The 22006-nt window shown below is 65.5% G+C and carries 22 protein-coding genes and 1 riboswitch; of the genes, 7 read left to right on the top strand and 15 right to left on the bottom strand.

Going from position 1 to position 22006, the window contains the following annotated elements; genetic code table 11:
- Window positions 1–58: 58 nt before the first annotated feature.
- The 9 genes from AC5RUU_RS14395 to AC5RUU_RS14355 form a co-directional block, all read right to left on the bottom strand.
- The gene (locus AC5RUU_RS14395; RefSeq protein WP_493975873.1) at window positions 59–460 is read right to left on the bottom strand and encodes a fluoride efflux transporter FluC; all 402 of its coding nucleotides are present in this window, start codon (window positions 458–460) and stop codon (window positions 59–61) included.
- Window positions 457–885 carry a fluoride efflux transporter FluC gene (locus AC5RUU_RS14390; protein WP_493975872.1) on the bottom strand — a complete coding sequence of 143 codons (429 nt, stop codon included), beginning with the start codon at window positions 883–885 and terminating at the stop codon, window positions 457–459. The genes AC5RUU_RS14395 and AC5RUU_RS14390 overlap by 4 nt, the downstream gene beginning before the upstream one ends.
- 1 nt (window position 886) lies before the next feature.
- Window positions 887–1600, bottom strand: a complete 714-nt coding sequence (locus tag AC5RUU_RS14385) for a metal-dependent transcriptional regulator (RefSeq protein WP_493975871.1) — start codon at window positions 1598–1600, stop codon at window positions 887–889.
- Between the two features lie 43 nt (window positions 1601–1643).
- Window positions 1644–2402, bottom strand: coding sequence for a class I SAM-dependent methyltransferase (locus AC5RUU_RS14380; protein WP_493975870.1), 759 nt, complete (start codon window positions 2400–2402; stop codon window positions 1644–1646).
- Between the two features lie 68 nt (window positions 2403–2470).
- Window positions 2471–3889, bottom strand: a complete 1419-nt coding sequence (locus tag AC5RUU_RS14375) for an aminotransferase class V-fold PLP-dependent enzyme (RefSeq protein ID WP_493975869.1) — start codon at window positions 3887–3889, stop codon at window positions 2471–2473.
- A 38-nt stretch (window positions 3890–3927) separates the two neighbouring features.
- Window positions 3928–4041, bottom strand: a riboswitch (SAM riboswitch).
- Between the two features lie 161 nt (window positions 4042–4202).
- Window positions 4203–5015 (bottom strand): histidinol-phosphatase, encoded by an 813-nt coding sequence (gene hisN, locus AC5RUU_RS14370; RefSeq protein WP_493975868.1) that lies wholly within the window; start codon window positions 5013–5015, stop codon window positions 4203–4205.
- Window positions 5016–5063: 48 nt separating this feature from the next.
- Window positions 5064–6179: a ribosome small subunit-dependent GTPase A gene (gene rsgA, locus AC5RUU_RS14365; protein WP_493975867.1), complete on the bottom strand. Its 1116-nt coding sequence runs from the start codon at window positions 6177–6179 to the stop codon at window positions 5064–5066.
- Window positions 6163–7563: a 3-phosphoshikimate 1-carboxyvinyltransferase gene (gene aroA, locus AC5RUU_RS14360; protein WP_493975866.1), complete on the bottom strand. Its 1401-nt coding sequence runs from the start codon at window positions 7561–7563 to the stop codon at window positions 6163–6165. The genes rsgA and aroA overlap by 17 nt, the downstream gene beginning before the upstream one ends.
- Before the next feature lie 6 nt (window positions 7564–7569).
- Window positions 7570–8118: a DoxX family protein gene (locus AC5RUU_RS14355; RefSeq protein ID WP_493975865.1), complete on the bottom strand. Its 549-nt coding sequence runs from the start codon at window positions 8116–8118 to the stop codon at window positions 7570–7572.
- 294 nt (window positions 8119–8412) lie between these two features.
- On the opposite strand from AC5RUU_RS14355, the gene AC5RUU_RS14350 reads away from it, so the two are divergent.
- Complete coding sequence (locus AC5RUU_RS14350; RefSeq protein WP_493975864.1) at window positions 8413–9177, top strand: sigma-70 family RNA polymerase sigma factor; 765 nt, start codon at window positions 8413–8415, stop codon at window positions 9175–9177.
- The gene (gene rsrA / locus AC5RUU_RS14345) at window positions 9174–9434 is read left to right on the top strand and encodes a mycothiol system anti-sigma-R factor (RefSeq protein ID WP_104042300.1); all 261 of its coding nucleotides are present in this window, start codon (window positions 9174–9176) and stop codon (window positions 9432–9434) included. The genes AC5RUU_RS14350 and rsrA overlap by 4 nt, the downstream gene beginning before the upstream one ends.
- Window positions 9435–9544: 110 nt before the next feature.
- Here the strand turns inward: rsrA and AC5RUU_RS14340 are convergent, their stop codons facing one another.
- The 5 genes from AC5RUU_RS14340 to AC5RUU_RS14320 all read right to left on the bottom strand — a co-directional run bounded on the left by AC5RUU_RS14340 (window position 9545) and on the right by AC5RUU_RS14320 (window position 15789).
- Window positions 9545–9619 carry a 50S ribosomal protein bL37 gene (locus AC5RUU_RS14340; RefSeq protein ID WP_369299106.1) on the bottom strand — a complete coding sequence of 25 codons (75 nt, stop codon included), beginning with the start codon at window positions 9617–9619 and terminating at the stop codon, window positions 9545–9547.
- Between the two features lie 119 nt (window positions 9620–9738).
- Window positions 9739–10353 (bottom strand): PadR family transcriptional regulator, encoded by a 615-nt coding sequence (locus AC5RUU_RS14335; RefSeq protein WP_493975863.1) that lies wholly within the window; start codon window positions 10351–10353, stop codon window positions 9739–9741.
- Window positions 10353–11180 (bottom strand): DUF4097 family beta strand repeat-containing protein, encoded by an 828-nt coding sequence (locus tag AC5RUU_RS14330; RefSeq protein ID WP_493975862.1) that lies wholly within the window; start codon window positions 11178–11180, stop codon window positions 10353–10355. The genes AC5RUU_RS14335 and AC5RUU_RS14330 overlap by 1 nt, the downstream gene beginning before the upstream one ends.
- 83 nt (window positions 11181–11263) lie before the next feature.
- On the bottom strand, window positions 11264–11863 hold the full coding sequence (locus AC5RUU_RS14325; RefSeq protein ID WP_493975861.1) for a GDSL-type esterase/lipase family protein: 600 nt from the start codon (window positions 11861–11863) through the stop codon (window positions 11264–11266).
- Window positions 11864–11994: 131 nt separating this feature from the next.
- A complete protein-coding gene (locus tag AC5RUU_RS14320) occupies window positions 11995–15789 on the bottom strand; it encodes a multifunctional oxoglutarate decarboxylase/oxoglutarate dehydrogenase thiamine pyrophosphate-binding subunit/dihydrolipoyllysine-residue succinyltransferase subunit (RefSeq protein WP_493975860.1) in 3795 nt (1264 codons plus the stop codon).
- 517 nt (window positions 15790–16306) lie between these two features.
- Here AC5RUU_RS14320 and AC5RUU_RS14315 point away from each other — a divergent pair.
- The 5 genes from AC5RUU_RS14315 to AC5RUU_RS14295 all read left to right on the top strand — a co-directional run bounded on the left by AC5RUU_RS14315 (window position 16307) and on the right by AC5RUU_RS14295 (window position 21513).
- Window positions 16307–17644: a hemolysin family protein gene (locus AC5RUU_RS14315; protein ID WP_493975859.1), complete on the top strand. Its 1338-nt coding sequence runs from the start codon at window positions 16307–16309 to the stop codon at window positions 17642–17644.
- Entirely contained in the window at window positions 17641–18711 is a 1071-nt protein-coding gene (locus tag AC5RUU_RS14310) for a hemolysin family protein (protein ID WP_493975858.1), read from the top strand. The genes AC5RUU_RS14315 and AC5RUU_RS14310 overlap by 4 nt, the downstream gene beginning before the upstream one ends.
- Before the next feature lie 124 nt (window positions 18712–18835).
- Window positions 18836–19822: a metal ABC transporter solute-binding protein, Zn/Mn family gene (locus AC5RUU_RS14305; RefSeq protein WP_493975857.1), complete on the top strand. Its 987-nt coding sequence runs from the start codon at window positions 18836–18838 to the stop codon at window positions 19820–19822.
- Complete coding sequence (locus tag AC5RUU_RS14300) at window positions 19823–20638, top strand: metal ABC transporter ATP-binding protein (protein ID WP_493975856.1); 816 nt, start codon at window positions 19823–19825, stop codon at window positions 20636–20638.
- On the top strand, window positions 20638–21513 hold the full coding sequence (locus AC5RUU_RS14295; protein WP_493975855.1) for a metal ABC transporter permease: 876 nt from the start codon (window positions 20638–20640) through the stop codon (window positions 21511–21513). The genes AC5RUU_RS14300 and AC5RUU_RS14295 overlap by 1 nt, the downstream gene beginning before the upstream one ends.
- Before the next feature lie 21 nt (window positions 21514–21534).
- Here AC5RUU_RS14295 and AC5RUU_RS14290 read toward each other — a convergent pair whose 3' ends face one another.
- Window positions 21535–21996, bottom strand: a complete 462-nt coding sequence (locus AC5RUU_RS14290) for a Fur family transcriptional regulator (RefSeq protein ID WP_493975926.1) — start codon at window positions 21994–21996, stop codon at window positions 21535–21537.
- Window positions 21997–22006 lie beyond the last annotated feature (10 nt).

The raw sequence follows: 22006 nt of genomic DNA, 5'->3' as shown, positions 1-22006 counted from the left end.
CATACGGGAGGCCACCAAATCGGTTCCGCCGGGGGTGCAAGGGCTGTGGGGCCCGGGGCTAGGAAGACAAAGCGATGCCTGCCGCGGCTGCACCGAAGCCCAGCATGAGGTTCACCGCGATATTGAGGACGGCGGCAGCGAAACGCGCTTCGCCCAGGAGCCGCACAGTGGCTGTGGTCCAGGAGCTGAAGGTCGTCAGCCCGCCGGCCAGCCCCGAAGCGACCCCGACATGCCATTCAGGGCCGAGGTGGAGCCCCGCGGTCACGCCGTGGGAGACGCCAATGATGAAGCATCCCGCCACGTTCACCACCAAAGTGGCCCACGGCCAGTGCAGCTTTCCCTTTCCCGAGCCGGGCTTGATGCTGCGGATGGAGCTGTGGTGCGCGAACCAGCTGTCGATGCCAAAGCGCAGGAGCGCCCCCGCGACGCCGAAGACGCCTACCAGTACGGCAGCGATCATGGCCGGCCGCCCGGAACCAGGTCCGCCGGAGGGCGGGTGAGCAGCCTGCCCAGGCGCCAGCCGAGGCCCGCTGCCGCCAGGCCGAGGAAGAGGGAGAGCGCCAGGTAGGCCGCCCAGGCCGGGTGCTGGCCCGCCCGGGCAAGTTGGTCCACCGCGAACACTACGGCGGAGAACGTGGTGAAGGAGCCCAGGAGTCCGGGGCCCAGTCCCGCGCGCAGCCAGAATGCGGTTTGCGGCCGGGCCATCCATGCCGTGGTCAGCGCGGCCAGGACAAAGCTGCCAACAACGTTGATCCACAGTATCGCCCAGGGGAGCGACCCGGGCTGGTCGGGGAAGGCAAGGCCGAGGCCGTACCGCAGCTCACTGCCAACCAGGCCGCCGGCGGCGACAGCAAGCCAGGCCCGCCCCGACGGGGCAGCACCCACGTCAGCTGTCTCCCAGCAGGCACCCGGGGTGCGGTTGGTCGCTGTGGACCCAGAGTGCGGAGGTGATTTCGTCCGCCAGGTCGTAGTCCCTGGTCCGGCCGGAGTTTCGGATCCGCACCACCAGTGCACCGCCGAACGGCCTGCGGCCCACTACCTCCACTTCGGCGTCCAGGTCGATCTCCTCCGCGGCCAGATAACGGAGCAGATCCGGGTTGTCGTCGCTGATCCGCGTGATCTTGCCGGTGTGGCCCTTGTCCAATTCACCCATCAGATGAGCCCGTGGCATGAGGACTTTACCGTCCGCTGTGGGTATGGGATCACCATGCGGGTCGCGGCTGGGGTCCCCGAGCCTGGCGGCAACGCGCTCAATGAAGGTGTCCGAAACAGCGTGCTCCAGCAGTTCGGCTTCGTCGTGGACTTCATCCCAGCTGTAGCCGAGCTGCTGGACCAGGTAGGTCTCAATCAGGCGGTGGCGCCGGACCATGGCCAGGGCTAGCCGCAGGCCTGCATCGGTGAGCGTGATGGCGCTGTACGGCTTATGGTCAACAAGGCCCTGGTCCTTCAGCTTGCGGACCATTTCCGACACGGAGGAGTTGGCGACCCCCAGCCGCTGTGCCAGTTGGGAGGACGTGATGGGTTTGTCCTGCCATTCAGTGAATGAATAGATGACCTTGACGTAGTCCTCGATGGAGGAGGAGGGCGCGCTGGTCTTCACAAAACCAAGCCTACCGGGTGCCCCTGCAGCGCGGCGGAACCGGTCATGCTTTGAGTGCCCGCCAGGACAACGTCAGGTAGGGCAGCTTGATCTCCTCGTCCAAGGCGTGCCCCAGATGCTGGTGCAGGTACCAGTCAAGATTCGCGAGGACCTTGGCCCGGGTGTCCTCGCCTGAACGCAGGTAGTAGCTTCGCGATTTGGTGAGTTCGATCAGGTCGCTGGTGCTGACGTTGTCTTGCCAATGCGTCACATGGCCTTGCAGCTGCCCGAACTCCGGACCCACAAGAGGCCGGTGCTCCGGTTTATAGACGTCTCCGGCATGCATGATCCGGGAGAGCCGGTGTACCCAGGGCACGGTGGTGTCCAGCTGGTTCCAGACAAGCCCCAGCGTGCCGTGCGGGCGCAAGACGCGTGCCAGTTCGGTGCTTGCCGCCAGCGCGTCGCACCAGTGCCACGCCTGGGCAACCGTTACGACGTCGAAGGCGGACGACGGCAGGCCCGTCGCCTCAGCGCTTCCCAGGACAGCAGTGGCGTCCGGGCAGTGCACCTTCAGCTGGTCGAGCATGTCCGCAGACGGATCGACGGCGGTGACGGCCAAGCCGCGGTCCAGCAGCAATTCGGTGAACTTGCCGGTGCCCGCACCGGCATCCAGCGCGTCGCGTGCCCCCGCAGGAAGGAGCCAGTCCACAGATTCCGCAGGATAACCGGGCCGCACACGCTGGTAATGCTTGCCGCCGTGCTGGAAGCTTTTGCCCAGCTCCCGGCGCCGCCCGTGATCAAGCTTGGGGCCACCCCGAACCACGTGCGGCCTCCTTCAGTCAATGCCCTGCGGTAACTTCCGAATTTACCGCATCGCCGTGACGGGACGGATCAGCCGTCGATGCAGGGCGCGGCACCGGCGGTGCCGGGCGTGTTGGGAGCCCAGTGCGGGTACGTGCGGGTGTCATGCGCGGGAACCCAGCGGCCCTCGTCCACCACGTAGTCCCAGCCCAGCCCCTCACGGCGGAGCTTGGCGATGCCGGCCAGGAGCCGCTCCGCGTCTTCAAGACGGGAACCGACACCGAAGCTGGCACGGAGCGAGCCCGAGGGCAGGCCCAGCCGTTTCAGCAGGGGATGGGCACAGAAACGCCCGTCCCGGAGCCCCACGCCGTGCTCAGCCGACAGGTACGCTGCAACGAGGCCGGCGTCGTAGCCCTCAACGGAAAAGTTGACCACGCCAATGGTGTCTGTGTCCGCGTTGGTGTCCTTGAAGATCTGGTGGACGGTTACGCCGTCGATCTTCTGCAGGCCCTCAACCAGGAAGGAGCGGATGGCGGACTCGTGGGCGTGCCAGCGGTCCTGGTCCAGCCCGGCGATCACCTGCGTGGCGCGGGCCAGGGTGGCTGCGCCCAGGACGTTGGGGGAGCCGCCCTCGTGGCGGGCCGGGCCCGTGGCCCAGCTGACGCCGTCGAGCCTGGCTTCCTTGACGGCGCCGCCGCCGGCAAGGTGGGGGATCCCGGCGTCGAGCCAGTCCGGACGCCCCACCAGGACGCCCGTCCCGAACGGCGCGTACAGCTTGTGGCCGGAGAAGGCGATGTAGTCCACGTCGTCCGCGCTGATGTCAACGCGCCGGTGTGGCGCCAGCTGCGCCGCGTCCACCACGATGCGGGCGCCGTGCTGGTGGGCGAGCGTTGCCAGGACCCGGATCGGGAGGATCTCACCCGTGACGTTGGACGCGCCGGTGATGGCCAGCAGGCTGACGCCGCCCTGTTCCAGTTCGGTGCGCACTGCCTCAATGGTTCCCGTGATGGTGTCGGCGGCAACAATGCTCCGGTGGGGGACGCCCTGCCACGGCAGCAGGTTGGCGTGGTGCTCGATGTCGAGGTACAGGACATCGCCCGTGGGCCGGCCGTCGCTGAGGGGCAGGCACCCGGCCAGCAGGTTGAGCGAGTCCGTGGTGTTCCGGGTGAAGATGACGGAGTCGTCCGGGCGGCCGCCCACAAAGTCGCGGACAATGCTGCGGGCGTTCTCGTACACGGACGTGCTGATCTGCGATGCGTACCCGGCGCCGCGGTGGACGCTGGCGTAGAAGGGCAGGATCTCGTTGAGGTAGGCGGACACCACCGAGAGGGCCGGGGCCGACGCTCCGTAGTCGAGGTTGGCATAGCGGACGTGGCCGCCGGAAATCAGCGGCGCCTGGATTTCCGCGCCCGTGACAGCGGCCAAGGGACGGCCTGCCACGGCCCGGCGCTCATCGAATACAGAATCGGCGGTAATTGCGGCGTTGGGGGAGACGGTGGCAGTTGTCACAGAGACCTCACTTCAAAACAGGACTCCGGTATCAGTGGAATCCGCGCTTGCCGCATCCGCTCCGGACCGGCCTGGTCGTCACCCGGGGCACCCCACCGCGAATGGAGGGTTGCCGGCCAGCAAACCGGGGTTTTGCGCTGGCACTCGTGACCTGGTTAAGAGCGTAAAACATGGGGCGGCCAGGATTGAAGCCGGTGCAATTGTTAAGGCATTTGTTACGCGCGGCTGGAAAAAGCGGCGTTCCGTCGAAGAATACGACGGCGGACGCCCCTTTTCGGAGACGTTCGCCGTCGAATGTTCGGTTGAGCAGGAGCTAGAGCAGGTCGTCCAGCCCGGGGTTCAGCCGCTGCAGCACCTCGGAGTGCAGGATCGAGTTGGTGGCCAGGGCGTTTCCACCGAACGGGCCGTCTTCGCCTTCCAGCGAGGTGAAGCGCCCGCCCGCCTCCACCACGATCGGCACCAGGGCCGCCATGTCGTAGAGGTTGAGCTCCGGTTCGCAGGCGATGTCCACCGAGCCCTCCGCCACCATGCAGTAGGACCAGAAGTCACCGTAGGCGCGGGTCCGCCAGACCTCCTCGGTGAGGCCCAGGAACTCGTCCAGGTTTCCGCGTTCCTTCCAGCCGCCCAGGCTCGAGTAGGACAGGGAAGCGTCGGACAGGCTGGAAACATTGGAGACCCGGAGCCGGGTGGCGGCGGCAAGGGAACGGCCCATGTAGGCGCCCATTCCCTTGGCGGCCCACCAGCGCTTGCCCAAGGCAGGGGCACTGACCACGCCGACCACCGGCTCGCCCTCATCAACGAGGGCGATCAAGGTGGCCCAGACCGGCACGCCGCGGACAAAGTTCTTGGTCCCGTCGATGGGGTCGATGATCCACCGGCGCGAGCCGTGGCCGGTGCTGCCGAATTCCTCACCAAGTACTGCATCCCGTGGCCGGGAACGCGAGAGCTGGCCGCGGATGGCTTCTTCGGCGGCCTTGTCCGCGTCCGTGACCGGCGTCAGGTCGGGCTTGGTCTCCACGTGGAGGTCCAGTGCCTTGAAGCGGCTCATGGTCTGGTCATCCACGGAGTCGGCCAGGACATGGGCCAGGCGCAGGTCATCGTTGTAGCTCGAAGCGGGTTGGATCATGGTTCCAAACTACCGTCTGCAGGCGGTTCTGCTGGGAGATCGGCTTCGTCAGTTGACGCTGCCGAGCTCCTTTGCCTCCTGCGCTTCCTCCCGTGGATCCGCTCCGAGGAGCCGGCGCAGGGACGCCAGCCGTGCCTCGCCGGTGGGGCCGGCATGGCCGGCGGCCACCCAGGCATCCAGGCCGCAGTCCACTGCGCTTGCCGTGTGCTTGCAGCCGCGTTCACAGGCGTCGGTGCCCGGGGCGAGGTCAGGAAAGGACCGCAGGATCCGGTCCGGGTCCACGTGCGCCAGGCCGAAGGAACGGATTCCCGGGGTGTCGATGATCCAGCTGCCCGCCGGTGCGTCTGCCAGCCGCAGGGCCAGTGCCGACGACGACGTGTGCCGGCCCCTGCCCGTTACCGCGTTTACTCCGCCGGTGGCACGCTCGGCCCCGGTGAGCGCGTTGACCATGGTTGATTTTCCGACGCCGGAGTGCCCCAGCATCACGGTGACCTTGCCGTCCAGGTAGGACCGGAGCGCCGCAACCGCGGCCTTGTCCAGCCGGGCGGACAGGCCGTCGTCCGAACGGGCATCGATGCCTGACGCCTGCATGTCGGCGGTCCGGCTGATGATCACTGGAAGATCCAGGTGCGTGTAGTTGGACAGGAGCTCGGCCGGATCCTTGACGTCCGCCTTGGTGACCAGCAGGATCGGCTCGATGCCTGCGTCGTATGCCGCTACGAGCGCCCGGTCGATAAAGCCGGTTCGGGGTTCGGGATTGGCGGCGGCCACTACGATGACCAGTTGGTCGGCGTTGGCCACCACGGCCCGCTCCACGGGGTCCGTGTCGTCGGCGCTGCGCCGCAGGAGGGTCTTCCGGTCCTGGATCCTTACCAGCCGGGCCAGGGTATCGGGGTCGCCGGAGACGTCCCCCACGAGCGAGACGAAGTCCCCCGCCACCACGGGGGAGCGGCGCAGCTCCCGGGCCCGGGCGGCGATGACGATGCGTTCATCACCGGAATCCTCGCCCACCACCGCGGTGTACCTTCCGCGGTCCACCGTGATGATCCGCCCGGTGACGGCGTCGTCATGGGTGGGCCGGTCCTTGGTGCGGGGCCGGGACCCCTTCTTGTTGGGCCGGATCCGGACGTCCGATTCGTCCCAGGAATCAGTGCGCCGGGCCACCGCTCGAACCTTCCGCCCCGGCCTCGGCCTCCTGCTGCGGGGCACTGCCCTGGGCGAGCATATCCGCCCAAAGCCGGGGAAAGTCCGGCATGGTCTTGGCCGTGGTGGCGATATCCTCCACCTGCACTCCTTCCACCGCCAAACCCAGGATTGCTCCGGCCGTAGCCATGCGGTGGTCGGCGTAGCTGTGCACGACGCCGGCGTGCAGCCTGGCAGGGCGGATCACCAGGCCGTCGGCGGTTTCCTCTACGTCGCCGCCCAGGCGGTTGATTTCCTTAGCGAGCGCGGCCAGCCGGTCCGTTTCATGCCCGCGCAGGTGGGCGATGCCGGTGAGCCGGGAAGGCCCCGAAGCCAACGCGCACAGGGCCGCGACGGTAGGTGCCAGTTCGCTTGTGTCGGCGAAATCCGCACCCTTGATTTCCGGGCCGCCGGTGACCGTGAGGACTCCGTGCTCAAGCGTCACCGTCGCGCCCATCTCGGCCAGGATGGGGCGCCACAGGTCACCCACCTGCTGCGTCTGCTCCGGCCAGCCGGGAATGCGGACCGTTCCGCCCGAAGCCAATGCTGCCGCGAGGAACGGGCCGGCATTCGAAAGGTCCTGCTCGATCCGCTGGTCAAAAGCGCGGATGGGGCCAGGGGAAACTACCCAGTGATTGGGAACCGAATCGTCAACCTCCACTCCCGCGCCCCGGAGCACGGCGACGGTCATGTTGATGTGGTCGAGGCTGGGGACCGGCTTGCCCGCGTGCTCAAGGTGCAGGCCCTCCGTGAACCGTGCCCCCACCAAAAGGAGGGCCGAGACGAACTGCGAGGACGCACTGGCATCGATGACCAGGTGTCCGCCGCGCACTTCCCCGCTGCCCTCCACCACGAACGGAAGCGACAACGGCGTGCCCCCATCCTCCGCGGTTACTGTGACCCCCAGTGCCCTGAGAGCCTCGATGATGGTTCCCATCGGACGCTTGCGGGCGTGCGGGTCGCCGTCGAACACGCTGGCGCCGTTGCGCAGCGCTGCGAGCGGCGGAACAAAACGCATCACCGTGCCGGCGAGGCCGCAGTCGATCCTGGTAAGCGGCTCCGCCGCCCCCTGTCCCAGCGGGACCACCTCAAGGTCCGGACCGAAGGCTCCGTCGCCCGGCACTTCGGTGATGGTGGCACCCAGTTGGCGCAGCGCCTCGATCATCAGCGTCGAATCCCGGGAGTGCAAAGGTGCGCGCAAGCGGGACGGTCCGTCAGCCAGCGCGGCGAGGACGAGGTACCTGTTGGTCAGGGACTTCGAGCCGGGAACCGTGACGGTGGCATCAACGGGCCGCGAGGCGAAGGGTGCGGGCCAGTGGGGGACAGGAGTTCCGGAGTCGTCCCGGGTGGCAGCTGCAGCGGTCATTCGTCCTTATGCCCCCGTGGCTTGTTCAACCGCGCGCCGCACGGCCTTGTCCGCCTTGGCAAGCTTCTTATTGGTGGTCTTCCGTGCGTCAGCTGCAAGGTGGGTTGCGCCCTTGCGGGCATCGGCGGCAAGGTGCTCGGCTCGCCAGGCCAGGCCCGGCTTGCCGGCGGTGTCCACGGAAGCGAGCAGTGCCCCGCCGCTCAGGGACAGGTTTTTCAAGAGCTGGTTGCGGCGGGTCTCCCGGCCTTCCTTGCTGCTGATGTCTGCGCTGCGCCATTCCACAAACGTGTTCAGCAGGGAGATGACCGTAAGCAGGGTGGCCGAGAGCCTGGAGAACTTGCCCAGTCCGAAGAGTACGCCGGCGCCCACCTGCGTCCCGCCGATCACACGGGCCAGCATCTTTTCGTCCGCCTGAAACGGCAGCGACGCCGCAGCCTTACGAAGCAGGGGTGAGAGTTGCTGGGCAGTATCGTCGGTGTTCTTGAGCTTATCCACCCCGGCAAGAACAAAGCTGGAAGCCAGCATGGGGCGGGCGAGCGTGCGTATAAAGGACATGGATTTCCTCCTGGATGGACGAACCGCGTCATAGGCGGCGGAGTCCGTTCTAGTCTTGCACTTTTGGGGAATATTTGCCCAAGGCCAGGGGTTATGGCAAAAGCGGGTCCGGGAAGACCGGCCGCGCAACGAATCACGCAACCGGTGCAGTACGAAATGGAGCGGAGCTTGGCCTTGAGGCGGGTGTTGGACGGAATCGACGCAGTGGGCCCGGTGGCTGTCGACTTGATGGATGCGGATGCCCCGGAGTACGGCTCGTCGCGTGCGCGGAGCCTGACAGTAGACTTGAAGGCAATGAGCACCCTGGATCCGGCCGTGTCGGCCATGTACGAGGCTTCGAACAGCGAAGTGAAAGGCGCGCCCGCCGGGGCGTCCCCGTCCGAATCGGTTGAGGCCCCCGATTCCGGGGTCGAAACCACTGAAGCAATGGTGGATGTTTCGACGGAAACCGCCGAACAGCGCCGCCTCCGGTTCGAGCGCGACGCCATGCAGTACGTTGACCAGCTGTACTCCGCGGCGATGCGGATGGCGCGGAACCCCTCCGATGCCGAGGACCTGGTCCAGGAGGCCTACACCAAGGCCTTCTCGGCGTTCCATCAGTACAAACCGGGTACCAACCTGAAGGCATGGCTGTACCGGATCCTGACCAACACCTACATCAATCTGTACCGCAAGCGGCAGCGCGAACCGCTTCAGTCCAACTCGGACACGATCGAGGACTGGCAGTTGGCGCGGGCCGAATCACACACCTCCAGCGGGCTCCGTTCCGCTGAGGCAGAGGCGCTGGACCACCTCCCGGATTCCGACGTCAAGCGCGCACTCCAGGACATTCCGGAAGAATTCCGCCTTGCGGTGTATTTCGCGGACGTCGAAGGGTTCGCGTACAAGGAAATTTCAGACATCATGAACACGCCAATCGGCACGGTGATGTCCCGGCTCCACCGCGGCCGGAGAATGTTGCGGGACATGCTGGCGGAGTACGCCGCCGAGCGCGGATTCAAGTCGGCCGCGAATGCACAGGACACGGCTGCAAGCACACAACAGGAGAGCAGGAAATGAGCGACTGCCAGGGATTGGGCGATTGCGACGACACCCGGATGCAACGCATCTACGAGTACCTCGACGGAGCTTTGACCCGTGAGGACATCACGGAGATCAAGAACCATCTCGATGACTGCCCGGAATGCACTGAGCAGTACGATCTCGAGTGCGTCATCCGGAACATGGTCAAGCGCTCCTGCACGGAAGCTGCGCCGGACAACCTGAAGAATGCCATCCTGGACAGGATCCACTCCATCCGTCCGGTGGATGCCTAGGTACCGTCATAAAGCCCGCAGCGGGTGCAGCTGCCGGCCAACAGCAAAGGACCCCGGAAGCCGAACGGCTTCCGGGGTCCTTTGCTTGAACCGTAGTCCCTGGCATTTGCCTAGGTGTTGGGGCGCTTCCCGTGGTTCGCGCCGCCACGCTTACGGTCACGACGCTTGCGTGCACGCTTGCTCATAGCTGGCCTCCTTACTTTCGGTACTCAAAAGAGCTGCCCTCAAGTCTCCCACATCATCAGACCGCCCGCGAACCGGGAACCCCCGGGTGACCTGCGGTGGTCCGGTGACAGTCCGGGGATCAGGCCTTGAGGGAATTCCGGATGGCGATGCGCGCCTGTTCCAGCACGGTGCGCATGGTCTCCAACGTGACAGGGCCCAGGGGCTGGCCTCGGGCGTGCAGGCGAAGCTCGGTACGGAGGTCGTCCCGGAACTCCTGGAGCATCAACTCGGCGTCCTTGAGCGACCGTGAGCCTTCCGCGGACGTCCGGCCAGCGGGACCCCGGAAGTCCGTTGCATGTGCGGCAGTGCGTGCGGCTTCGGCAGTGGCAGCCAGGTCTGCCCGCAAGCCCCGCATATTGCTGCGGATGTCCTCGCGCAGGCCGTCGGCCAGCCGGCGCACAGAGGCCGAAATATCGTTCTCGACCCCCGCCAGCTCGTCGCGCCGGCGGTTCAGCTCCGCCAGTCCTGCCGCCGTGATGTGGTAGTTTGTGCGGCGGCCTGCCGATTCGGTAGCAACCAGGCCCTCCTCCTCCAGCTTCCCGAGGCGTGGGTAGATGGTCCCCGCGCTGGGGGAGTAGGTGCCGCCAAACCGGTCCTTGAGCGCCTTGATGAGCTCATAGCCGTGTTTAGGGCCGGATTCAAGCAGCGCCAGGAGATAGAGGCGCAGGGCACCGTGCGCGAACACCGGGGGCATCAGTGCCCCGCTTCCGCATTTCCGGTCGCCGGGCGGTGGATGATCGACGTCTTGCCGGATACGGAGTTGGTCCGCACCAGCATGAGCTGCCCGTCGGGCCCGGCGATCGTCTCCACTTTCCCGCCCACCTGGGCGTAGCGCTGGTCGTCGATGACCACCGCGCCGCTGGCCGACTTGGACACAATGTCCACCCCGACGTCGTGCGGCACGCGGATGGTCAGGTCGCCGGAGACCGAGTTGGACCCGAAGTCGTGCGTGAAGCCGTGCAGGTCGAAGCTGAGGTCTCCGCTCACGGTGTTGGCCCGGATGTTCGTGAACCGGCCCGACGCCGTCACTTCCCCGGAGACGCTCTTTGCCGTGAGGACGCCGGTATGGTTCCGGGCGGACACTTCGCCGCTGACGGTATTGACGTCGAGTTGGCCGTCCGTGCTGTCCGCCATGACCGAACCGGATACTGTGTTGAGCCGGGAATGGCCGGACACGCCGGAGACCAGGCCGTCGCCGCTGACAATACCCGCCTCGACTTCCACGTTCCCGGGAACGGCGATGCTGATGACGGCGGAATTTTCACTGCTGTGGCTGACAGTTCCCATCAGGTTCTTGAACCAGCCCTGTGCGCCGTGCAGCTGGTGGCGGATCTCCAGGCGGCCATTGCTGACGGACACCGCCACCGGGTCGCCGTGGACCTCGGAAATTTCCACCCGGGTCACGGGCTCCCCGTGGGCCACCACGTCGAACCGGCCATGGACCATACCCAGCTTCAGGGATGTCACGCCGTCAACGTCGATGGTCTGCGGGCTGGTGACAGTCCAGTTCTGCTCGGACATGGGAACCTCCAAAGGCGATATATCGTGTGTACTGATCAACGTACAACCGGCGCCCCCGGCAGTCAAGATATATCGCGAAAGGCCTAGGCGGGGGCGTCCATCCCCAGCCACTGGAACCAGCCGCGGTGCAGCACCAGCCACGCCATCAGGCCGTAGCCGGCCTGTCCGGGCGTTCCCGCGTTGGCGGCAAGGTCCTGCCGCCACTGCTCGTGGTTGAGGAGCGGCGAAAAGGTGTCGACGTAGAGGTGCTTGCGGCGGGTGGTGACATCGGCGAAGGCTGTGTTCAGCTCATCCAGCCGGCGGTTTTGCGTGGGATCCAGGGTGGGCGGCGGGCCCACCACGAAGACCTCAATGCGGTTCTGCGATGCCGAGTCCAGGATGTTCGCGAGGTTGAGCCTGCTGCGCGCGGTGGATAGTCCGAATTCGATGTCCCGGCCGGAAAGACCGATCACCAGGCGGTTCTCGGCTTGGCCGCTGAACCGCCGCCCGGCCTCTTCCAGCCAGCGTGCGGCCAGGCCTTCCGTTCCTTCCTGCGGACAGGGGAGGGCATAGCTTTCCAAAAGCATGCCGTCCTGGGGAGTGCGGGCCAGGACGCGGCCCAACCAGCCGAGGGCCCGGGGATCTCCGAGTCCGGCCAGCAGTTCATCTCCTACAGCTGCAATCCGCAGCTTCCTGTCTTCCACACGATCCTCTTTACGTCGGTCCCTGGCCGCTCCCACCGCTGTTGCGGGATGCGGGCGGCGCTGTCCATCCATTAAACAGAACTGCCCGGCCGGAGCCTGGTATTGGACGTCCGGCCGGGCAGCCTTACTGCTTACTTCCGCGCGAATGCCTGCTTCAGGAGCACGTCCTGCTCCGCGGCGTGCCGCTTCATGGAACCGGCTGCCGTGGAGGCCGAGGCGGGACGCGAGACCAGCCGGATCCGGCGGTCGACGGCGTCCGGCAGGTTCAGGCCGATAAACGGCCACGGACCCTGGTTGGCGGGCTCATCCTGGGCCCAAACAACCTCGGCGTTCGGGTACTTGGCAAGTTCAGCCGCGATCTCGGCGTGCGGCAGCGGGTAGAGCTGCTCCACGCGGATGATGGCAGTGGTCTGGTCGCCGGTCTTCTGGCGGGTGGACAGAAGATCGTAGTACAGGCGGCCGGAGACCAGCAGGACGCGTTCGACGGCGTCCGCGGCCAGCTGCTCATGCTCACCGATGACAGGACGGAAGGTGCCGCTCGTGAAGTCCTCGACGGACGACGCTGCGGCCTTCAGCCGGAGGAGCTGCTTGGGCGTGAAGATGATCAGCGGCTTCCGCGGCCGGCTGTACGCCTGGCGGCGCAGCAGGTGGAAGTGCGAGGCAGCCGTGGTGGGGTTTGCCACGATCATGTTCTCTTCGGCGCACAGCTGCAGGAAGCGTTCGATCCTCGCCGAGGAGTGGTCCGGGCCCTGGCCCTCGTAGCCGTGCGGAAGCATCAGCACCAGCGAGGACCGCTGGCCCCACTTCTGCTCGGCCGAGGAGATGAACTCGTCGATGATGGTCTGGGCGCCGTTGACAAAGTCGCCGAACTGGGCCTCCCAGAGGACCAGGGCGTCCGGCCGCTCCACCGAGTAGCCGTACTCGAAGCCCATGGCCGCGTATTCGGACAGCAGCGAATCGTAGATCCACAGCTTGGCCTGGTTGTCGGAAAGGTTGCCCAGGGGCAGCCATTCCTGGCCGTTGGCGCGGTCGTGGAACACGGCGTGGCGCTGCACAAAGGTGCCGCGGCGGGAGTCCTGGCCGGCGAGGCGTACGGGTACGCCTTCCATGATCAGGGAGCCGAACGCTGCGATCTCGCCGAAGCCCCAGTCGATGCCGCCTTCGCGGGACATCTGCTCGCGCTTTTCGAGCAGCTGCTTCAGCTTGGCGTGGACAGTGAAGCCCTCGGGGATTTCGACGTGTGCCCTGCCGATCCGGGCCAGGGTCTCTGCCGAGATGGCAGTGGAGACCGGGGCGTTGATGCTGGAGTCGGACTGCTGTGCAATGGGCCGCTCGATATCGGACACAGCCGCGGAATCCGCCGTGACGATCGGGATGGGGGAGGTCTGCGCTGCGTGGGTTTCAGCGAAGACGCGTTCCAGCCGCTCCTGGTAGTCGCGGAGCAGTTGCTCCGCTTCTTCCTCGGTGATGTCGCCGCGGCCGATCAGGGACTCGGTGTACAGCTTGCGGACGGAGCGCTTGGCTTCGATCAGGTTGTACATCAGCGGCTGGGTCATCGAGGGGTCGTCGCCCTCGTTGTGCCCGCGCCGGCGGTAGCAGACCATGTCGATGACGACGTCCTTGTGGAAGCGCTGGCGGAACTCGTAGGCGAGCTGGCCGATGCGGACCACAGCTTCGGGATCGTCGCCATTCACGTGGAACACAGGTGCCTGGATCATCTTGGCGACGTCCGTGGAGTAAGTGGAAGACCGCGATGACGACGGGGCGGTGGTGAAGCCCACCTGGTTGTTGACCACGATGTGGATAGTTCCGCCGGTGCGGTACCCGCGCAGCTGGGACAGGTTGAGGGTTTCGGCAACCACGCCCTGGCCGGCGAAGGCAGCGTCACCGTGCACCACGATGGGGAGGACGGGGAAGGACTGGCCTTGGTCCAGGCGGTCCTGCTTGGCCCGGACGATGCCCTCGAGCACGGGGTCCACAGCTTCCAGGTGGGACGGGTTGGCGGCGAGGTAGACCTTGGTTTCCTTGCCGTTGTCCGATGTAAAGGTGCCCTCGGTACCCAGGTGGTACTTGACGTCGCCGGAACCCTGGACCGACCGGGGGTCCTGGGTGCCTTCGAACTCGCGGAAGACCTGTGCGTAGGTCTTGCCGGCGATGTTGGTGAGCACGTTCAGGCGGCCGCGGTGTGCCATGCCGATGGCAACCTCGTCGAGGCCGTCGTCGGCGGCATCGGACATGATCGCGTCAAGCAGCGGAATCAGCGACTCGCCACCCTCGAGGGAGAAGCGCTTCTGGCCCACGAACTTGGTCTGCAGGAACGTTTCGAATGCTTCTGCGGCGTTCAGCTTGGAGACGATCCGGAGCTGTTCTTCACGGCTCGGCTTGGAGTACGGGTGCTCCAGCTGGTCCTGGAACCATTTCCGCTCGGCAGGCTCCTGGATGTGCATGTATTCGATGCCCGTGGTGCGGCAGTAGGCGTCACGCAGGACACCCAGGATGTCGCGGAACTTCAGCATGGACTTGCCGCCGAAGCCACCGGTGGGCCATTCGCGGTCCAGGTCCCACAGGGTCAGGCCGTAGGTCAGGACGTCCAGGTCCGGGTGCTTGCGCTGGACGTACTCAAGCGGATCGGTGTCCGCCATCAGGTGTCCGCGGACGCGGTAGGAGTGGATCAGCTGCTGGATCCGGGCCACCTTGTTGATCTCGTCCGCCGGGTCAACCTGCTTGTCTGCGCTCCAACGGACCGGCTCGTAAGGGATCCGGAGGGCTTCGAAGATTTCGTCGTAGAAGTTCTGCGCACCCAGCAGGAGCTGGTGGACGAGCTTAAGGAACTCGCCGCTGCCGGCGCCCTGGATGACACGGTGGTCGTAGGTAGAGGTGAGCGTGAGGACCTTGCTGATGGCGTTCTGGGCAATGATTTTCTCGCTGGCACCCTGGAACTCAGCAGGGTAGTCGAGGGCGCCGACGCCGATGATTGCGGCCTGGCCCTTGGAAAGGCGGGGCACCGAGTGAACGGTGCCGATGCCACCCGGGTTGGTCAGCGAGACGGTGGTGCCCTGATGGTCCTCGGCCGTGAGCTTGCCGCTGCGGGCGCGCTTGATCAGGTCCTCGTAGGTGTGCCAGAACTCGGCGAAGTTGAGGGTCTCGGCCTTTTTGATGTTCGGCACCATCAGCAGGCGCGTACCGTCCGGCTTGGGCATGTCGATGGCGATGCCGAAGTTGACGTGGGCAGGCTGGACAGCCGAGGGCTTGCCGTCCACCTCGTCGTAGTACACGTTCATCGAGGGGAACTGGGAGAGTGCACGGATCACGGCGTAGCCGATGATGTGCGTGAAGGAGACCTTGCCGCCGCGGGCACGGGCGAGGTTGGAGTTGATGACCACGCGGTTGTCGATCAGCAGCTTGGCCGGGATGGCACGGACGCTGGTGGCCGTGGGCACCTCAAGGCTGGTGACCATGTTGGTGGCGATGGCCTTTGCCGGTCCGCGGAGGATGGAAACGACGTCTTCCTCAGGGGCGGTGGGGGCCTTGACGTTCTTGGGCAGCTGCGCAGGGATCGGCTGTGATCCCGTGGCGGCCTCGGTCTTCTTGCCGCCATCGCGGGCCACGGTGGCGGGAGCCTTCTTCACGGGAGCTGGTGCCGGTGCGGCAGCCGGGGGAGCGGCAGGAGCTGCTGCCGGCGACGGTGCCGGAGCCGCAGGAGCCGCGTTGACAACAGGCATCTCCCGGGTGGGAGGGTGGGCAGCGGCCTGCCCCGAATTACCGTTGGAAGAAGAACTGCTACCCGAGTCGAACGATTCAAACAGCGGCCACCACTTGGCATCCACAGCGTTCTTGTCCTGCTGATACTGCTCGTACAGTTCGTCCACGAGCCACTCGTTTCCGCCAAATTCCTCTGGTAGACGGTGGCTTGGCTGCTCTGGCACTTGAAATACGCCTCTTCCATGAGTTGATTTCTCTCCGGCCCCACGGTGCGTCAGCACTACGTTCGAACCAGTCTCTGCGTCCTCTGAACCCAGACCTTTGCAAGTCTAGTAACCATGTTGTGCTAACCGCCAATAAGGGTGACCCAAATCATGAAGTGACGTGGCAACCGCCAAATATGGCGGCCGAAGGCGCCTCACAGGGTTTTCCGGGCGGGCCGTTCCGGCGCTCCGGTGCGGACTCTGAGGGAAGGGGTGCAGGTGCCCGTACCTGTAGACTGAAGTTCTTATGGACAGTAAATCTAGGTGCCGGCCTGGGGGCTGTCAGCGGAGCACGAACAGCGCCGCGCAGTCCACCCGAAGAGCCGGCAAACCCCGAACACGCGCCCATCACCCGCCAGCGGCCCCTTCGACCGCCTCCCGCCCGGAAAGAGCTTCGGTCCCGGCCGACCATCCTCCGCCGGGCAGAGATCCCAGATTTCCGGATCCACGCCCGCGCGCAGTACAGGCGGGATGCTGAATGGAATGGCTCTTCCTTGCCGCAGGTTTGCTGCTCATTGCAGGTACCGGCTTCTTCGTAGCTGTCGAGTTTTCCCTGATCGCACTTGACCAGCCGACAGTCCAGCGCGCGGTGGACGACGGCGATACGGGCGCCGTTCCGCTGCTCACCTGCCTCAAGTCCCTCTCAACTCAGCTCTCAAGCTGCCAGCTTGGCATCACCCTCACCACGCTCCTCACCGGATACGTGATGGAGCCTTCGGTGGGGCAACTCCTGGAAGCCCCGCTGGCCGCCGTCGGGCTTCCCGACGTCGCTGTCGCTTCCATTTCACTGGTCCTCGCCATGGTGATTGCCACCCTCCTCTCGATGCTTTTGGGGGAGCTTGTTCCCAAGAACATGGCCATCGCGCTGTCGTTTCCGGTGGGCAAGGCCCTGGCCCGGCCCCAGCTGATCTTCACGGCCGTTTTCAAGCCGGCCATCGTGCTGCTCAACGGTTTCTCCAACCGCGTTCTCCACGTTTTCGGGCTGGAAGCCAAGGAAGAGATTTCGGGGGCACGCACTCCCGCGGAGCTCGCCTCACTGGTACGCCGTTCGGCGGCTATGGGAACGCTTGACGCCGGCACAGCCAACTTCATTGCCCGCACCCTGAATTTTTCCGCCCGGACGGCCGCGGACGTCATGACGCCGCGCATCCGGGTGGAGACGATCGAGGCGGACCAGCCCGTTGCCGACATTGTGGCTGCCGCCCGCCGGACCGGCTATTCCCGGTTCCCGGTTATCGGCGACTCGGCGGACGACATCCGTGGCCTGGTCCATGTCAAGAAGGCAGTGGCGGTTCCCTGGGAGCGCAGGCAGAACCTGGAGGCCGGCTCCATCATGACGGAGGTGCTGCGGGTTCCCGAGACCATCCACCTGGATGCCCTGCTGGCTGAACTCCGCGAAGGAAACCTGCAACTCGCCGTCGTCCTCGATGAATACGGTGGAACCGCCGGCATCGCCACGCTGGAAGACCTGGTGGAAGAAATTGTCGGCGAAGTGGCGGACGAGCATGACAAAGTCCGCCCTGGCCTGCTGCAGAGTGCGTCCGGCGACTGGTATTTTCCAGGGCTGCTTCGCCCTGACGAGCTGTCCGAACAGATTCCGGGGCTGACTGTCCCTGACGAGGCTGCGTACGAAACCGTGGGTGGCTACGTGATGAGCAAGCTGGGCCGGATCGGTGCGGTGGGGGACACCGTGCCGGTGGGCGGCGGAACCCTGAGCGTCACCCGAATGGAGGGCCGCCGGATCGACCGGATCTGTTTCCAACCGGCCAAAGCGGCTGACGCGGCCGGGGAAACGAATGAAGGGGCCGTGCGATGAGCGACTGGGCCGGAATTGTGTGGCTGGGCGTGCTGCTGCTCGCGAATGCCTTCTTCGTGGGAGCCGAGTTCGCGGTGATGTCCGCCCGGCGCAGCCAGATTGAGCCATTGGCGGAGGCTGGCTCCAAGCGTGCGCAGACCACGCTGAAGGCGATGGAAAACGTTTCGCTGATGCTGGCGTGCGCCCAGCTGGGCATCACTGTCTGCTCTTTGCTGATCCTCCTGGTCGCAGAACCTGCCATCCACCACCTGCTGGCTGTCCCGCTGGAAACGCTGGGCCTTCCGATCGAAGTTGCGGACGTTACGGCCTTCGCCGTGGCGCTGATGCTGGTCACGTTCCTGCACGTGACTTTTGGCGAGATGGTGCCGAAAAACATCTCGGTGTCCGTCGCGGACAAGGCGGCACTGCTTCTTGCGCCGCCGCTGGTGTTCATCTCGCGGCTGGTCAACCCCGTGATTTCCGTCCTCAACTGGTCGGCAAACCACATCCTCAAGCTGCTGCGGATCGAGCCCAAGGACGAAGTCAACTCCTCGTTCACCCTGGAGGAAGTGCAGTCGATCGTCCAGGAATCCACCCGCCACGGCCTGGTGGACGACGACGCCGGCCTCATCACGGGCGCACTCGAGTTTTCCGAGTACACAGCCGCGGACATCATGGTGCCGCTGGACAACCTGGTCATGCTGAGGGCCGCTACTACTCCCGTTGAGTTCGAGAAAGCAGTCAGCCGCACGGGGTTTTCCCGCTTCCCGATGCTCGACGACGAGGACATGCTGTACGGCTACCTCCATGTAAAGGATGTGCTGTCCATCCCGGAACCGGCCTACGAGCGCCCCATCGCCGAGAGCCGGATCCGGTCGCTGGCCAACCTGGCACTGGATGACGAAATCGAGAAGGCCATGTCAGTCATGCAGCGCACGGGCTCGCACCTTGCCCGCGTCATTGGCCCGGACGGCAAAACCCAGGGCGTGCTTTTCCTCGAGGACGTTATCGAGCAACTTGTTGGGGAGATCCGGGACGCCACCCAGGCCACCGGAATCCGCCGGCTGGGCCATCCGAACGGGAACTGAATACAGCCGGCCCTTTCCACTTCGATGGGAAGGGGCCAGTGCTTCCGTACCTAGATAGGAATGATTCCTATTTAGGTATAAACTTGACTGGTCGCTTCCCCACCCAGTGAACCGAGGTTTCTCCGTGCGCCGATCCGCCGCTGCCCGTTCGTCCGTTGCCGCCCTTGCCGGGCTGGGACTCCTGCTCAGTGCCTGCAGCCCCCAGGCAGAGCCAGCGACGGAAGCCGCTGACGGCATCAACATCGTGGCTTCCACCAACGTCTATGGGGACATCGCCAAGGCCATCGGCGGGGACAAGGTCAGCGTCACCGCCATCATCAGCAAGACCAGCCAGGACCCGCACTCCTATGAGGCCACCGCCCAGGACCGGCTGGCGGTATCCAAGGCGGACCTCGTCATTGAAAACGGTGGGGGCTATGACGATTTCATCCATACCCTCGCAGAGGACAGCAATCTTGACGCCGGCAAGGTCCTGAACGCCGTGGAACTCTCCGGGCTCGCGCATCCGGAAGGGGAGGAAGCCACCGCGGAGGCCACAGCGCCGGAGCCGGAAGGGGCGGATGAGCACGCCCACGACCATGGCGAGTTCAACGAGCATGTCTGGTACAGCATGCACGCGATGGAACAGCTTGCCGGCGATATCTCTGCGAAGCTGGCCGAGCTGGATCCGGCTTCGGCGCAGACGTTCGAGAGCAACGCGGCCAACTTCACGTCCAGCCTCGAGGAACTGCACGGCAGGCTTGACTCCGTCAAGGGCACTGCCGCAGGGTCGCCGGTGGCCGTTACCGAGCCCGTTCCGCTCTATCTGCTGGAGGATGCAGGACTGGTGAACGCAACGCCGGAGGACTACACTGCTGCGATCGAGGAAGGCTCGGATGTTCCGCCGGCCGTGCTCAAGGCCGCAACCGACCTCGTAGCCTCCAAGTCGGTCCGCTTCCTCGCCTACAACCAGCAGACTGAGGGCCCGCAGACCGAAGCGCTGAAGAAAGCAGCCGAAACGGCCGGTGTTCCGGTTGTCGACTTCAACGAAACCCTGCCCGATGGCAAGACGTACCTGCAGTGGATGACGGACAATGTGGACAACATCAGCAAAGTTCTGGAGAGCAAATAGTTGAAACCCGTCGTCAGCCTCACCGGAGCGTCCTTGAGATTCGGCAAGCGGGCGCTCTGGGAGGACCTGGACCTGGACATCAAGCCCGGTGAGTTTTTCGCCGTGCTTGGTCCCAACGGAAGCGGCAAAACCAGCTTCCTGAAAGTCCTGCTCGGCCTGCAGGGCCTGCACCAGGGAAAAGCTGAACTGGGTGGCCGGCCGGTTGAACGCGGCAGCAGCCTGATCGGGTACATCCCGCAGCAGAAGTCATTCGCCCCCGACACCCCCATGCGTGCCAGGGACCTGGTGGGGCTTGGGGTGGACGGCCACCGCTGGGGGTTGCGGCTGTCTTTCTCCACGGCAAACCGCAGGATTGACGAGCTCCTGGAACTGGTGGGCGCCAGCGATTACGCAAATGTACCGGTGGGCCAGCTTTCCGGCGGCGAGCAGCAGCGGCTCCGGGTAGCCCAGGCACTGGCCACGGATCCCCAGGTCCTACTCTGCGACGAACCGCTGCTGTCCCTTGACCTGCACCACCAGCAGGCTGTGAGCGCGCTGATCAACAAGCAGTGCCGCGAGCGGAACAGCGCGGTGGTGTTCGTGACCCACGAAATCAACCCCATCATCGACTACGTCGACCGGGTGCTGTACCTGGCCGGGGGCCGGTTCAAAGTGGGGACCCCCGAGGAAGTCATGACCACGGAAGTCCTCTCCGGCCTCTACGGCAGCCACGTCGAAGTCATCCACGCCAACGGCCGGATGGTGGTGGTCGGGCTTCCGGATGCGACCACCCACCACCACTCCGAGTCCCATGCACTGGCGGGGGAAGCCGCCTGATGGACGCAGACAGTATCCTGGCGGCAATCTTCAACTTCGAGAACTACGGCGAACTGCTGGTCCTGGTGCGAAACTCCATCTGGGCCGGCGCCGTCCTGGGTCTCCTGGGCGGCCTGGTTGGCACGTTCGTGATGAAGCGCGACCTGGCGTTCGCCGTCCACGGGATCTCCGAGCTGTCCTTTGCCGGGGCGGCCTTCGCACTCCTGATCGGCGCGGACATCGTGTTCGGGTCCCTCGTCGGGTCAGTGGCCGCGGCGCTCCTCCTCGGCCTGATGGGCGTGAGGGCGCGGGACAAAAACTCCATCATCGGCGTCATCATGCCGTTCGGCCTGGGCCTGGGAATCCTCTTCCTGTCACTGTACGAGGGCCGTGCGGCCAACAAATTTGGCCTGCTCACCGGGCAGATCGTGTCGGTGGATACCGTCCAGCTCCAGGCCCTCGCCGGAACCGCCCTGGTAGTCATGGTGGCGCTGGCCGTCATCTGGCGGCCACTGAACTTCGCCAGCGTTGACCCCGAGCTCGCCGAGGCCCGGGGCGTTCCCGTGCGCAGGCTGGGCATCGTCTTCATGATCCTGCTGGGCATCAGCGTGGCTCTTTCCATCCAGGTGGTGGGGGCCCTCCTGGTGCTCGCGCTGCTCATCACCCCTGCCGCAGCCGCACTGCGGGTAACGTCTTCGCCGGTGGCGGTGGTGGCACTGAGCGTGGTTTTTGCCGTCACTGCAACGGTGGGCGGGATCCTGCTGGCATTGGGCGGCCGTATCCCGATCAGCCCGTATGTCACCACACTGTCTTTCCTGATCTACGTGGTGTGCCGCATCATCGGGTCAGCCCGGGCAGGCAAGGGAATAAACGGCCGGGTCCTGCAGGCACAGTAGCTGCCGGTGCCGGCCGGGCTTTTACAGCCCGCCTGCAGCCTTCAGGGCAGTGCAGTCGGGGCAGAGGCCAAAAATCTCCACCGTGTGGGCCACCTCGCTGTATCCGTGCTCGGCAGCGGTCCGGGCGGCCCAGGTCTCGACGGCAGGTGCCTCCACCTCCACAGCCTTGCCGCAGTTCCGGCACAGCAAATGGTGGTGGTGGGCAGTCACCGCGCAGCGCCGGTAGACCGCTTCTCCTTCACCGTTGCGCAGCACGTCCACCAGACCCTCATCGGCGAGGGACTGGAGGATCCGGTACGCAGTGGCGAGCGAGACAGATACGCCCTGGTTCTGCAGGATCCGGTACAGCTCCTGGGTGCTGACGAAGTCATCCAGCTCATCCAGCGCAGCACTGACGGCGCGGCGCTGCTTGGTGACGCGCTGTTCCTTGCCGCCCGTGGCCGGGGATGGCGTGGTGGAATCAGCCTTGGCGCCGAGCGGCATGGATGGACTC

It is taken from the genome of Arthrobacter sp. K4-10C, from assembly GCF_059090085.1.
The sequence above is the reverse complement of the archived record's forward strand: the minus strand, read 5'-3'. Positions and strand labels throughout refer to the sequence as shown.